This is a genomic window from Massilia sp. CT11-108 (assembly GCF_047302915.1).
GTDB lineage: Bacteria > Pseudomonadota > Gammaproteobacteria > Burkholderiales > Burkholderiaceae_D > Telluria > Telluria orientalis.
The window spans coordinates 1-12,281 of sequence record NZ_JBKYMO010000142.1 but is presented as its reverse complement, the minus strand read 5'-3'; the positions used below and the strand labels follow the sequence as shown (position 1 = coordinate 12,281).

The window sequence follows — 12,281 nt, the reverse complement described above, 5'->3', positions numbered from 1 at the left end:
GTGCAACCGCGGGCGGCACCACGCGCCGCAGCCACAAGCACGTGGCGGCGGATGTTCAGGGCGTCCAGGATGCGGACGGACGAGGCGCCCGCGTTCAGCAGCACCATCGTCGCGTTCTTGCCGGCCGCCTTCACGCGCATGATCAGGCAGCGGCCCGCTTCCTGCGTGTAGCCCGTCTTCGACAGGCCGATGTCCCAGCCCTTGGCGCCAACGAGGCGGTTGGTATTGTGGTATTCGACGTCGCGGCCCTTGATGTTGATCAGGTCCTTCGACGACGTCGTGATGCGGGTGATCTCCGCATAGTTCGATGCCGCGGTCGCCATCTTGACGAGGTCGGCGGCGGTCGAGCGGTTGTTCGGCGAGAGGCCCGTCGGTTCCTCGATGACCGTCTGGGTCATGCCCAGCGCGGCGATCTTGCGCTTGACGGCGGCGCGGAAGGCGTCGATGCCGCCCGGGTACGTGCGGGCCAGCGCGGCGGCGGCGCGGTTGTCCGACGACATCAGGGCCAGCTGCAGCACGTCACGGCGCGGAATGGTGGCGCCGACGGGCACGCGCGACGAGCTGTGCTTCAGCATGTCGACGTCCTGTTTTTCGATCTCGATCGGCTCGTTCATGTCCTGGTGGGCATCGAGCACGACCATGGCGGTCATGAGCTTGGTCAGCGAAGCGATCGGCGCGACGGTGCTGGCGTTCTTTTCGAACAGCACCTTGCCGGTGTCGTCTTCGACCACCAGCACCGATTGCGATCCGAACGGCACGGCGAAGGCCGCTGCACTGGAGATCGTCATCACTACGGCAGCGAGGAATTTTTTGATCATGGATGGTTGTCTGGGTACGGTTAATGGTCGGGCGCCGGACGGCGGCGGAGCATCAAAACGTCGGGTTGGCAGATAGCGACATGCTATGCAGCAACAAAATTGAACGATAGCACCAAAGATTGACACATGTCTATGTCCGTCAGTGAAATATCGAGTCCAACGGCAAGATTCTACAAGAAAAAAAGCCCCGCGTTTCCGCAGGGCCTTCTTTTTGAACAGATTTTTGTGAAATGTCTTATTTCGAGGTGTAAATCTTATCGAATTCTCCACCATCGTCGAAGTGACGTTTCTGCGCGGCACGCCATCCACCGAATACATCATCCACCGTGAACAGCTTGATCGGCTTGTAGTTCGCGGCGAACTGCTTCATGACTTTTTCGTTGCGCACGCGCATATAGTGCTTGGCGCCGATCGCCTGGCCCGTTTCCGAGTACAGGAAGTTGAGGTAGCCCGTCGCCTGCTTGCGGATGCCCTTGCGGTCGACGACCTTGTCCACGACGGCCACCGGCGACTCGGCCAGCACGGAGATGGACGGGTACACGACTTCGAAGTCGTTGCCGAACTCGGCGCGCACGAGGTTCACTTCGTTCTCGAAGGTAACGAGGGCGTCGCCGATCTGGCGCTGCGTGAAGGTGGTCGTGGCGGCGCGGCCGCCGGCGTCCAGCACGGGCACGTTCTTGAAGATCTTGCCGACGAGGTCGCGCGCCTGCGCTTCGTTGCCGCCTTTCTTGATCACCGAGCCCCAGGCCGCCAGGTAGGTATAGCGGCCGTTGCCGGCGGTCTTAGGATTCGGGATGACGACTTTCACGTCCGGCTTGGCGAGGTCGGCCCAGTCCTTGATGCCTTTCGGATTGCCCTTGCGGACCAGGAACACCATGGTCGAGTAATAGGGCGCCGCATTGTCCGGGAATTTCCTGGCCCAGTCCTTCGCGACGAGGCCGCGGTCGGCCAGCATGTCGATGTCGTTGGCCTGGTTCATCGTCACGACGGACGCTTCGAGACCGTCGGCGACGGCGCGGGCCTGCTTGCTGGAGCCGCCATGCGATTGCTTGATCGTGACGGTTTCGCCCGTCGACTTCTTCCATTCGGCGACGAAGGCCGGGTTGATGTCCTTGTACAGCTCGCGTGCCACGTCGTAGGACACGTTCAGCAGTTCCACGCCGGCGGCCTGTGCGGCAAACGGAACCACGGCACTGCCGAGCGCCAGCGCCAGCAGTGCGCGGCGCAGCGAGGAAACGGATGGGATCGCCATATTGTTTTTCCTTGTAAAGACTCTCTAGGGGTGGTCGATGATCCGTTAAAAAATAGCAAAACAAAAGAACATTTTTATCATATGCTTAGACGGCGTATGTGGCATGCATACGCTACGGACCGCTTCAAAGCAGCCGCGTCGCGTTTGGGGTATAGTCCGGCCTTCGCTGAAACATCGTTTTTTCCAGGTTTGATGCTGAAAACAATGGGTATCGAAATTCGCCAGGCAACACCGAATGACGCGCCGGCCGCATGCCGCCTGCTGCGCCATTCGATCGAAGAGGGCTGCGTGCCCGACCACGGCGGCCGTCCCGACATCCTGCAAGCCTGGCTCGGCAACAAGACGACCCAGAACGTGCTGGGCTGGCTGTCGTCGCCCAGCAACTTCGCCGTCGTGGCGGAGCGTGATGGGGACGTGGTTGGCTTCGCACTCCTGAACCAGGCTGGCAAGGTGCCCCTGTGTTATGTCCGCCCGGATCTGTTGCGCCAGGGCGTCGGGCGCGCGCTGCTGCGGGCGCTGGAAACGCAGGCGCGCGCGTGGAACATCAGCAAGGTGCACATGCAGAGCCCGGAGTCGGCCAGCGGTTTCTTCGAGCGCCAGGGCTATGTCAACGCGGGCAAGGACAAGGCCTGTTTCGGCCTCGAATGCGACTTCCTGTGGAAGCAGCTCGATGCTGAAACGGTGCCGGCACGCAAGAGATTTTGCAATTGCAGCCAATGAGCCGCGTCACGCTTTGATCACTGTGTAACATTACGCAACGTGAACTCATCTTCTTTCCTGTTGGCGCTTGCGCTATAGTAGTCGGGTTTCAATGATGAGTTCGTTATGGCTTCCCGTAGAGATTTTCTTCACCACGGCTTGCGCCTGACCGCGCTGGGACTCGTCGCCGTCCCGCTGGTCGATGCGCAGGCAGCCCGTTCCCAGACCGACGCCCCGAGTACGGAGCTGGAACCACCTCCCGATCTGTTCGATGCCCAGGTCGTCGACATCGACTTCTGGGTCAAGCCGCGCACGTTGTCCGTGATCCGTCCGCAAAGCGGCGAACGCGCCAATGTCCTGTACTGGAAGGACGGCGAGGTGATCGATTCCGCCTACCAGGAACTGTGCCATCTGCTGCGCGACGTGAACGGCAAGGCGTCGATCGCCATCGACCCGAAGCTGATCGAGACGCTGTGGGCGTCCCAGGCGTTCGTTGCGCGCTATGGCCTCGAACGGCCGCTGGAGATCCTGTCCGGCTACCGCACCCCCGCGTCCAACAACCGCCTGATCGAACAGGGCGTGCCGGCCGCGCGCCAGTCGCTGCACATGTCGGGCAAGGCGGCGGACGTACGCATCGCCGGCCTCACCGAGGAAGTGCTGGGCGGGCTCGTGAAGAGCTTCCGCAAGGGCGGCGTCGGCTTCTACTACCGCTCCGGCCCGAAAGGCGGCTGGATCCACACGGACACGGGCCTCAACCGTACCTGGAAAGGCTGAGCGGGGCGCGCCGCCGCCGGATTCCCGAACGGATAGGCGGCGCACGCGTTCGCGCGTTTTTGCTATCGTGGTTGTACCAACCTTTCCGCAAGGAGGACATGATGGCAACCATGAACGCACCGACAATGGAACGCCGGCACCTGCCCGAACGACGCGCTGCCGTGCGCGAAGGCACGACCGCGATGTCCGGGATCGACTACGCCGCAATGGCGCTCCTGATCATCGGCGGCCTGAACTGGGCGACGGTGGGCCTGTTCGACGTCGACGTCGTCGCCACGCTGTTCGGTCCGGGCAGCCCGGCCAGCCGTGTCGTGTATGTCGTCGTCGGCCTCGCGGCCCTGTATTCGATCTACACGGCGATCAAGATGAGCCGCCACCATCCCCACTGAACCGATGCGGGTCGGCCTGATTTCCGACACGCACGGCCTGCTGCGGCCCGAGGCGCTCGATTTTCTCGCCGGGTCCGACCATATCGTCCACGGCGGCGACATCGGCAACCCGGAGATCCTTGTGCGCCTGGCGGCCATTGCGCCGCTGACGGTGGTTCGCGGCAACAACGACACCGCGCCGTGGGCGCGCGCGATTCCGGCGACGGCCCGCGTCGACTTCGGGACGGTGGCGCTGTACGCGATCCACGACCTGAAGGCGCTCGACATCGATCCGCGCGCGGCCGGCGTGCGGGTCGTCGTGTCCGGCCACTCGCACAAGCCCGCATGCAGCGAGCGCGACGGCGTGCTGTACGTGAACCCGGGCAGCGCCGGGCGGCGCCGTTTCAGCCTGCCGATCGCGGCCGCCGAGCTGGTCATCGAGGGCGATGCCGTCGCAGTAAAGCTGGTGACGCTCCGCGAAATGCCGTAGCATACGCGCCGTCCTCAAGCCTGATCGATTGCCATATGACGCCTGACACCAACGACACTGAACGTCCCCGTTTCCGCCCCGTCCCGTGGACGTCGCTGGAAACCCCGCAGGACGTCGAACTGTGGATCGAGGAGCACAATCGCACGATGCAGGAGCTCGTCAAGCCGCAGGAGACGGGCGTCGGCGTGCGCTTCCGTCTCGCGCCCGGCGGCGACGTCTACATGCAGACGGCGGCGGATGCCGTCATCCTCGACGTCGAGCCGGACGCCAGCTGGATCGCCCCCCTGATCATGGCCGCGACCGGGGCCGAGCAGCCGGCCGGGTCCATCTGGGTGCTGCCGGACGACAAGCTCGTGCAATTGCTGCTGGGCCTGTCGACGCTGGTCGAGAGCTCGCTGATCGTCACGGGCCACAACTTCGGCAGGCACGGCCGGCGACAGTTTTAGCATATATTTACGACAATATTTCCTTTGCGCGTAGTCAAGATTCGGTGTTAAATCAGCGCTGTCTCGTACGATGAGCTGAGCCGATGCCCACCCGATTTCCGACTGCCACGCGGCGCGCGCTGCTGTTGTCCATGGTTCTCGCGGCCGCCGCGCTGCCGGCCCGCGCGGCTGACTTGCTCGACACCGTCAAGACGCGCGGCACCTTGCGCATCGCGCTGGAAGGCACCTATCCTCCGTTCAATTTCAAGGATCCGAAGACGGGCCAACTGGCCGGCTACGACGTCGACGTCGCGAAGATCGTTTGCGCCAGACTGGGCGTGAAACCGGAATTCGTCACGACGGAGTGGGCCGCCATCCTCGCGGGCCTGGGTGCGGGCAAATACGACATGATCGTCAGCCAGGTCGGCATCACGCCGCGGCGCCAGCAGGCGTTCGATTTCTCCCGGCCTTACACGTATTCGGCGCCGCAACTGATCGTGCGCCGCAACGAGAACACGACGTATCGGAGCCTTGCCGACCTGAAGGGACGCAAGGTCGGCGTGGGGCAGGGCAGCGTGTTCGAGCAGCAGGTGCGCGCCGTGTCCGGCATCGAGGTCAAGAGTTACCCGGCCGCGCCGGAAAACCTGCAGGACCTCGCGTTCGGCCGCATCGACGCGGCCCTCAACGACAGCCTGATGGTGGCCTACCTGCTCAAGAATTCGCAATTGCCCATCCGCGCCGGCGCGCGCGTGGGCGACGTCGAGCGCATGGGCATCGCGCTCCGCAAGGGCAATCCGGCATTCCATGCGGCCGTCGACAAGGCCCTCGATGACGCGCGCGCCGACGGCAGCCTGAAGCAGGCGTCGCTCAAGTGGTTCGGCGTCGACGCGACCCGCGCTCCGTGACCGAACTGTTCGACCTGTTGCGCGAGGCCGCGCCCGTTCGTGACGAAGGAACTGATCTCGGTGACGTTCCGGCCGTTGCCGCTGTACGTGGCGGCGGCCGTCGTGTACTGGCTGCTGAGTTTATTTTTCGAAGCCGTGCAGCGGCGCGCGGAGCGTAATTTCAACCGCGCGCACAAGTAGAAACGGCGCCGCGGCGCCGTTTGTTCGTTACATGTTCGGATAGTTCGGCCCGCCGCCGCCTTCCGGCGTGACCCACACGATGTTCTGCGTCGGGTCCTTGATGTCGCAGGTCTTGCAGTGTACGCAGTTCTGCGCGTTGATCTGCAGGCGATCCTTGCCTTCGTCCGTCTTCACGAATTCGTACACGCCGGCCGGGCAGTATCTCTGTTCCGGACCCGCGAACCTGGCCAGGTTGATCTCGACCGGCACGTTCGGGTTCTTCAGCGTGAGGTGCACGGGCTGGTCTTCCGCGTGGTTCGTGTTCGAGATGAACACGGACGACAGGCGGTCGAAGGTCAGCTTGCCGTCTGGCTTCGGATACGCGATGGGCTTGAAGTCGGACGCCGGGCGCAGGCATTCGTGGTCCGCATGGTTGTGATGCAGCGTCCACGGCGCCTTGCCCTTGAACAGGATCTGGTCGATGCCGGTCATGATCGTACCGACGACGAGGCCCTTGCTCATCCACGGCTTGAAGTTGCGCGCGACGTGCAGTTCCTCGTGCAGCCACGATTGTTCGAACGCGACCGGATAGCTCAGCAGCTCGTCGTGCTGGCGGCCCGCGCCCAGTGCGGCGTAGGCGGCGTCGGCCGCGAGCATGCCCGTCTTGATGGCGGCGTGGCTACCCTTGATGCGGCTCGTGTTGAGGAAGCCCGCGTCGCAGCCGATCAGCGCGCCGCCCGGGAACACCGTCTTCGGCAGCGACTGCAGGCCGCCCGCCGTGATCGCGCGCGCGCCATACGAGATGCGCTTGCCGCCTTCGAAGAAATGGCGGATCGCCGGGTGCGTTTTATAGCGCTGGAATTCCTCGTACGGCGACAGGTACGGGTTCTGGTACGACAGGCCGACGATGAAGCCGACGGCGACCTGGTTGTTTTCCAGGTGGTACAGGAACGAGCCGCCATACGTGTCGTTGTCCAGCGGCCAGCCGGCCGTGTGGACCACGAGGCCCGGCTGGTGCTTGGCAGGATCGATTTCCCACAGCTCCTTGATGCCGATGCCGTAGGTTTGCGGATCCTTGCCCTTGTTCAGGTCGTACTTCGCCATCAGCTGCTTGCCGAGGTGGCCGCGCGAGCCCTCGGCGAACAGCGTGTATTTCGCGTGCAGTTCCATCCCCAGCTGGAACGCGTCGGTCGGCTGGCCGTGGCGGTTGACGCCCATGTTGCCCGTCGCGACGCCCTGCACCGAGCCGTCGTCGTTGTACAGGATTTCGGCGGCCGGGAAACCCGGGAAGATCTCGACGCCCAGCGCTTCCGCCTGCTGGCCCAGCCAGCGCACGACGTTGGCCAGCGAGATCACGTAGTTGCCGTGATTCGTCAACATCTTCGGCATCATGAACGACGGCGTCTGGTAAGCCTTCGTCTCGGAGAGGAACAGCATGCGGTCTTCCGTCACGGGCGTGTTCAGCGGTGCGCCCAATTCCTTCCAGTTCGGGAACAGTTCGTCCAGTGCGCGCGGATCCATCACGGCGCCCGACAGGATGTGCGCGCCCAGCTCGCCGCCTTTTTCCAGCACGCAGACCGACACGTCCTGGCCCTTTTCCGCCGCCAATTGCTTCAGGCGGATCGCGGCCGACAGGCCTGCGGGGCCGCCGCCGACGATGACCACGTCGTATTCCATTGCTTCGCGCGGGCCGTATTCTTCGAGGAGGGAGTTGGTCTGAGTCATGTCTTATGGGAGTTATAAAAATTTAAGCACGAGTGTGCACTTTTTTGCGCTCGTTGGCAACGCCGAGCGCCATTGTAGGGCAACTATTAGACGCGGCAATCTAATCAGTGCGAAATAGGTGAAGTGTGTAATCATTATGACTTCGCAACAGACAAAGTTCGGAGACAGGGGGCGTAACGTGGGGATTGAAGTCAATTTCGAAGGAAAGATCGCGATGGTCACGGGTGCATCCAGCGGGTTGGGTGCGCGGTTCGCCAAGGCGCTGGCCGGTGCCGGGGCCCAGGTCGTGCTCGCATCGCGCCGCATCGAACGCCTGAAGGAATTGCGAGCCGAGATCGAAGCGGACGGCGGTGCGGCGCACGTCGTGGCGCTGGACGTGACGGACCTCGCCAGCATCAAGGCCGCGATCGCCCACGCCGAGACGGAAGCGGGTCCGATCGACATCCTCGTCAACAACTCGGGCGTGTCGACGACGCAGCGCCTGCTCGACGTGAGCGAGGAAGACTACGGCTACGTCATGGACACGAATCTGCGTGGCGCGTTCTTCATGGCCCAGCAGACCGCGAAGCGGATGATCCAGCGCGCGAAGGGCGATCCGAAGAAGCAGCATCGCATCGTCAACATCGCGTCCGTCGCGGGCCTGCGCGTGCTGCCGCAGATCGGCGTGTACTGCATGAGCAAGGCCGGCGTCGTGCAGATGACGAAGGCGATGGCCGTCGAGTGGGGCCGCTACGGCATCAACGTGAACGCCATCTGCCCGGGCTATATCGCCACCGAGATGAACGAGGATTACTTCGACACGGAGCAGGGCAGGAAGCTGATCGAGATGCTGCCGCGCCGCCGCACGGGCAAGCCGGAAGACCTCGACGGCCTGCTGTTGCTGCTCGCCGCGGAGGAAGCCCATTTCATCAACGGCGCCATCATCACGGCCGACGACGGCATGACGGCGCAATGACGGCGTCTCGCCCGCGGCTCCTCTTGATCCACGGCCTGCTGGGTTCGCTGGATTACTTCGAGCCACGGCGCTACCTGCCTGGCGTCGACCTCTTCACGCCCGACCTGATCGGCTACGGCCAGCGCCGCGGCGAAGACGCCCACATCACCCTGGCCGACCAGGCCGCCATGCTGGCCCGCTTCCTGCACGACGAGATCGGCGGTCCCGCCTGGGTGCTGGGCCACAGCGTGGGTGGCATCGCCGCGATGCTGCTGGCCGACCTCGTGCCGGAACTCGTGCGCGGCGTCATCAATGTCGAGGGCAATTTCACGTTGAAGGACGCGTTCTGGACGGGCCGCATCGCCGCCTTGCCCGACGCCGAGTGGGCCGCGGAATACGGCGCGATGGAAGCGGCGCCGGCCGCGTGGCTGGAAAAGAGCGGCATCGAGGCGAGCGACGAGCGCGTCGCGTGGGCGCAGGACATCCTTGCGAACCAGCCGTACACGGCCGTGCAACAGATGGCGCAATCGGTGCTCGACACGACCGGCGCACCGGACTACCTGGGCTGTGTCGGCCGCGTGCTGGCGCGCGCGACGCCGCTGTACCTCGTCGGCGGTGAACAGTCCAGCGCGGGATGGGACGTGCCCGACTGGGTATTGTCGCAGGCGCGCCGCGTCTGCGTGCAGCCGAAGACGGGGCACATGATGATGCTCGAAGATCCGGGGAATTTTTGCCGGATCGTGGAGTCCATCCTCTACGACGAGGGCTGCCTTTCCGGCACCTGAGGCCGTATCATGCCGGCTTTTGGCAACGACGTAGAGCAACGATGAGCAACAAGAAACAGGTTCACACCATGCGCCAGGCGATCCGCTGGGGCGACATGGATGCATTCGGCCACGTGAACAACACGGTGTATTTCCGGTACATGGAGAGCGGGCGCATCGCCTTCCTCGAACAGGCGGCGGGCGACCTCGAGATCAAGGGCGAAGGCCCGGTGATCGTCACGGCCTACTGCAACTTCATCAGGCAGCTGAAGTATCCGGGCGAGATCGAGATCCGCACGTTCGCCGGTCCGGCGGGCCGGTCCAGTTTCGAGGTGACCCACGAGATCCGCATGGTCGATGCGGACGGCAATGCCGACGTCGTGGCCGCGGAGGGCGGCGGCAAGGTCGTCTGGATCGATTTCGCGGCAGAGAAGTCGGTGCCGTTGCCGGCGCGGGTGCGGGAGCTGCTGCCGGAGGGGTGATTGATGCCGGGGGCATCAATCACGAGTCAGCGCGACATCCCGACCAGCTTGTGCACGAGTTCCGACGACGTCGACGCCGAGAACTTGCGCATGAGCTTGGCACGGTGCATCTCCACCGTGCGCGGCGACAAGTCCGTCTCGCGCGCGATCACCTTGCTCGTCTTGCCTTCGACGAGCAGCGCCGCGATCTCGCGTTCGCGCGGGGTCAGCTCGGCCGTCACGGGGCGCTTCTCGCTGACGTCTTCGAACGTCCAGACGCCGGCGCCCAGCGGCTCGGCCGGGTCGAGCGCGCGGCCCGTCACGTGGCACCAGAACAATTCCCCATTTCCTCGCCGCATGATGCGCTCGTCCGAGTAGCGGCCCTTCGCGTTCATGATCGGAATGATGCGGTCGCCCGTGCGCAGGAACTCGTCCATGGTCGGGTAGAGTACCGAGAACGACTGGCCGTCGAGCTGTGTCCGCTGGTAGCCGAACATGGCCGCCAGGGCGTGGTTGCACGACTGGATCACGCGGTTCACCGAAATGCACATGCCGACGGGCGCGTGCTGGAAAATCATCTCGTAATCGATGGCGTATGATGCGTTCATTTGATGGTAGTCGCCGCAGGAGGGCCTTGCCGGTATTTCTACGGTATTGTGCTTAGCAGGGCGCTATTTTATTCTGCAATTCTACTCTGCTGTACAGAACCTCATTATTAAAGGGACGGGTATGAACAAAGTGTATCCTGATGCGCGCTCGGCGCTCGAAGGGGTGGTTGCGGACGGCCAGACGATCGCCGTGGGCGGTTTCGGCCTGTGTGGTATTCCCGAGGCGCTCATCGCCGCGCTGCGCGATTCCGGCGTCAAGGGCCTGACGGCCATCTCGAACAACGCCGGCGTCGACGACTTCGGCCTGGGCCAGCTGCTCACCACGCGCCAGATCAGGAAGATGATCTCGTCCTACGTGGGCGAAAACAAGGAATTCGCGCGCCAGTACCTGGCCGGCGAACTGGAACTGGAATTCACGCCGCAGGGCACGCTGGCCGAGAAGCTGCGCGCCGGCGGCGCCGGCATCCCCGCCTTCTTCACCAAGACCGGCTACGGCACCATCGTCGCGGAAGGCAAGGAAACCCGCGAATTCGACGGCGAGATGTACGTGATGGAACGCTCGCTCGTTCCGGATGTCTCGCTCGTGAAAGCCTGGAAGGCCGACCGCGCCGGCAACCTCGTGTTCCGCAAGACGGCACGCAACTTCAATCCGAACGTGGCCACCGCAGGCAAGGTCTGCATCGTGGAAGTCGAGCAGCTGGTCGAGATCGGCGAGATCGATCCGGACCAGGTGCATACCCCGAGCATCTTCGTGCACCGCATCGTTCACAACCCGACACCGGAAAAGCGCATCGAACAGCGCACCGTGCGTCAAGCATAAGACCAGGGGAGACAGACATGGCATGGACTCGTGATGAAATGGCCGCGCGCGCGGCCAAGGAACTGCAGGACGGTTTTTACGTGAACCTGGGCATCGGCCTGCCCACGCTGGTGGCCAACTACGTCCCGAACGATATCGAAGTGTTCCTGCAGTCGGAAAACGGCTTGCTGGGCATCGGCCCGTTCCCGACCGACGCCGAAGTGGACGCCGACCTGATCAACGCCGGCAAGCAGACCGTCACCGCGCTGCCGGGCGCCGCCTATTTCAGCTCGGCCGATTCGTTCGGCATGATCCGCGGCGGCAAGATCAACCTGGCGATCCTCGGCGCAATGCAGGTATCGGAAAAGGGCGACCTCGCCAACTGGATGATCCCGGGCAAGATGGTCAAGGGCATGGGCGGCGCGATGGACCTCGTGGCCGGCGTCAAGCGTGTCGTCGTCGTGATGGAACATGTGGCGACGGCCAAGGATGGCTCGACGAGCCACAAGATCCTCAAGAAGTGCGATCTGCCGCTGACGGGTGTCGGCGTCGTCGACCGCATCATCACCGACCTGGGCGTCATCGACGTCACCGACACCGGCCTGAAGCTCGTCGAGCTGGCGCCGGGCGTCACCAAGGATGAAGTCGTGGCCGCGACGTCGGCCGAGCTGGACGTCTCCAGCGTGTGATGTCCTTCCGGGCGGCACTGGGGGGCCGCCCGTCATCTCCGTCCTTCAGCGCAGCTCCCACACGTACTGGACCGGTTGCCAGGAAGACACTGGCTGGCCGTTGCGTAGTGCCGGTGCGAACCGGCAGCGGTGCAGGGCGTCGCGGGCCGCCTCGTCCATGCTGGCGTAGCCGCTGGAGCGCAGGATGGTCGAGTCCGTGACGAAGCCGGACGCGTTCACGCGGAAGCTCACCGTGACCGTACCCTCGTGGCCCGCCGCGATGTCGGCCTGCGGGTATTGCGGTTTCTTGCAGCTGGAGAAATCCGCAACCGCGGACCGCGTCAGGCCGGCCGTCGCGGTGGCAATCGGGCCATCCCGGGTCGACAGCGCGTGGGCGCTCGCCGCGCACGCCAGGGCGAGGCCGAGCACGGG

Annotated in this window: 17 protein-coding genes; 12 read left to right on the top strand and 5 right to left on the bottom strand. The window is 64.1% G+C overall.

The genetic code is table 11. From position 1 onward, the window contains the following. Positions 1-818, bottom strand: an 818-nt coding sequence (locus ACEN88_RS13610) for a serine hydrolase (RefSeq protein WP_413340332.1), incomplete at its 3' end; no start/stop codon positions are given. 235 nt (positions 819-1,053) lie between these two features. Continuing rightward, positions 1,054-2,070 (bottom strand): sulfate ABC transporter substrate-binding protein, encoded by a 1,017-nt coding sequence (locus ACEN88_RS13605; RefSeq protein WP_413340330.1) that lies wholly within the window; start codon positions 2,068-2,070, stop codon positions 1,054-1,056. Positions 2,071-2,274: 204 nt separating this feature from the next. Here ACEN88_RS13605 and ACEN88_RS13600 point away from each other — a divergent pair, with 204 nt between their 5' ends. The 7 genes from ACEN88_RS13600 (at position 2,275) to ACEN88_RS13570 (ending at position 5,911) form a co-directional block, all read left to right on the top strand. Further along, a complete protein-coding gene (locus ACEN88_RS13600) occupies positions 2,275-2,790 on the top strand; it encodes an N-acetyltransferase family protein (protein WP_413340328.1) in 516 nt (171 codons plus the stop codon). A gap of 105 nt (positions 2,791-2,895) precedes the next feature. Continuing rightward, a complete protein-coding gene (locus tag ACEN88_RS13595; protein WP_413340326.1) occupies positions 2,896-3,543 on the top strand; it encodes a YcbK family protein in 648 nt (215 codons plus the stop codon). Positions 3,544-3,644: 101 nt separating this feature from the next. Further along, positions 3,645-3,932 (top strand): DUF378 domain-containing protein, encoded by a 288-nt coding sequence (locus ACEN88_RS13590; protein WP_413340324.1) that lies wholly within the window; start codon positions 3,645-3,647, stop codon positions 3,930-3,932. A gap of 4 nt (positions 3,933-3,936) precedes the next feature. After that, positions 3,937-4,401 (top strand): metallophosphoesterase family protein, encoded by a 465-nt coding sequence (locus tag ACEN88_RS13585; RefSeq protein WP_413340322.1) that lies wholly within the window; start codon positions 3,937-3,939, stop codon positions 4,399-4,401. Positions 4,402-4,436: 35 nt separating this feature from the next. Further along, positions 4,437-4,847 (top strand): hypothetical protein, encoded by a 411-nt coding sequence (locus tag ACEN88_RS13580; protein ID WP_036228373.1) that lies wholly within the window; start codon positions 4,437-4,439, stop codon positions 4,845-4,847. 83 nt (positions 4,848-4,930) lie between these two features. Continuing rightward, complete coding sequence (locus ACEN88_RS13575) at positions 4,931-5,731, top strand: transporter substrate-binding domain-containing protein (protein WP_413340320.1); 801 nt, start codon at positions 4,931-4,933, stop codon at positions 5,729-5,731. 39 nt (positions 5,732-5,770) lie between these two features. After that, positions 5,771-5,911 (top strand): hypothetical protein, encoded by a 141-nt coding sequence (locus tag ACEN88_RS13570; RefSeq protein WP_413340318.1) that lies wholly within the window; start codon positions 5,771-5,773, stop codon positions 5,909-5,911. Between the two features lie 27 nt (positions 5,912-5,938). Here ACEN88_RS13570 and ACEN88_RS13565 read toward each other — a convergent pair whose 3' ends face one another. Further along, the gene (locus ACEN88_RS13565; protein WP_413340316.1) at positions 5,939-7,615 is read right to left on the bottom strand and encodes an electron transfer flavoprotein-ubiquinone oxidoreductase; all 1,677 of its coding nucleotides are present in this window, start codon (positions 7,613-7,615) and stop codon (positions 5,939-5,941) included. Between the two features lie 136 nt (positions 7,616-7,751). Between ACEN88_RS13565 and ACEN88_RS13560 the strand changes: the two genes are divergently transcribed. From ACEN88_RS13560 to ACEN88_RS13550, 3 genes are read left to right on the top strand one after another with little or no spacing between them, the layout of a single operon-like run. Further along, positions 7,752-8,570, top strand: a complete 819-nt coding sequence (locus ACEN88_RS13560; RefSeq protein ID WP_413340314.1) for an SDR family oxidoreductase — start codon at positions 7,752-7,754, stop codon at positions 8,568-8,570. Next, positions 8,567-9,334: an alpha/beta fold hydrolase gene (locus tag ACEN88_RS13555; protein ID WP_413340312.1), complete on the top strand. Its 768-nt coding sequence runs from the start codon at positions 8,567-8,569 to the stop codon at positions 9,332-9,334. Before ACEN88_RS13560 ends, ACEN88_RS13555 begins: the two co-directional genes overlap by 4 nt. A gap of 41 nt (positions 9,335-9,375) precedes the next feature. Then, positions 9,376-9,795, top strand: a complete 420-nt coding sequence (locus ACEN88_RS13550) for an acyl-CoA thioesterase (RefSeq protein ID WP_413340311.1) — start codon at positions 9,376-9,378, stop codon at positions 9,793-9,795. Between the two features lie 26 nt (positions 9,796-9,821). On the opposite strand, the gene ACEN88_RS13545 is transcribed toward ACEN88_RS13550, so the two are convergent. Beyond that, on the bottom strand, positions 9,822-10,382 hold the full coding sequence (locus ACEN88_RS13545) for a PAS and helix-turn-helix domain-containing protein (protein WP_036228456.1): 561 nt from the start codon (positions 10,380-10,382) through the stop codon (positions 9,822-9,824). A gap of 121 nt (positions 10,383-10,503) precedes the next feature. On the opposite strand from ACEN88_RS13545, the gene ACEN88_RS13540 reads away from it, so the two are divergent. Together ACEN88_RS13540 and ACEN88_RS13535 are read left to right on the top strand one after the other, a co-directional pair. Continuing rightward, positions 10,504-11,202, top strand: a complete 699-nt coding sequence (locus ACEN88_RS13540; RefSeq protein ID WP_413340309.1) for a CoA transferase subunit A — start codon at positions 10,504-10,506, stop codon at positions 11,200-11,202. A 17-nt stretch (positions 11,203-11,219) separates the two neighbouring features. After that, positions 11,220-11,870 carry a 3-oxoacid CoA-transferase subunit B gene (locus ACEN88_RS13535; RefSeq protein ID WP_413340307.1) on the top strand — a complete coding sequence of 217 codons (651 nt, stop codon included), beginning with the start codon at positions 11,220-11,222 and terminating at the stop codon, positions 11,868-11,870. Between the two features lie 45 nt (positions 11,871-11,915). On the opposite strand, the gene ACEN88_RS13530 is transcribed toward ACEN88_RS13535, so the two are convergent. Continuing rightward, on the bottom strand, positions 11,916-12,281 hold a 366-nt coding region (locus tag ACEN88_RS13530; protein WP_413340306.1), incomplete at its 5' end, for an energy transducer TonB.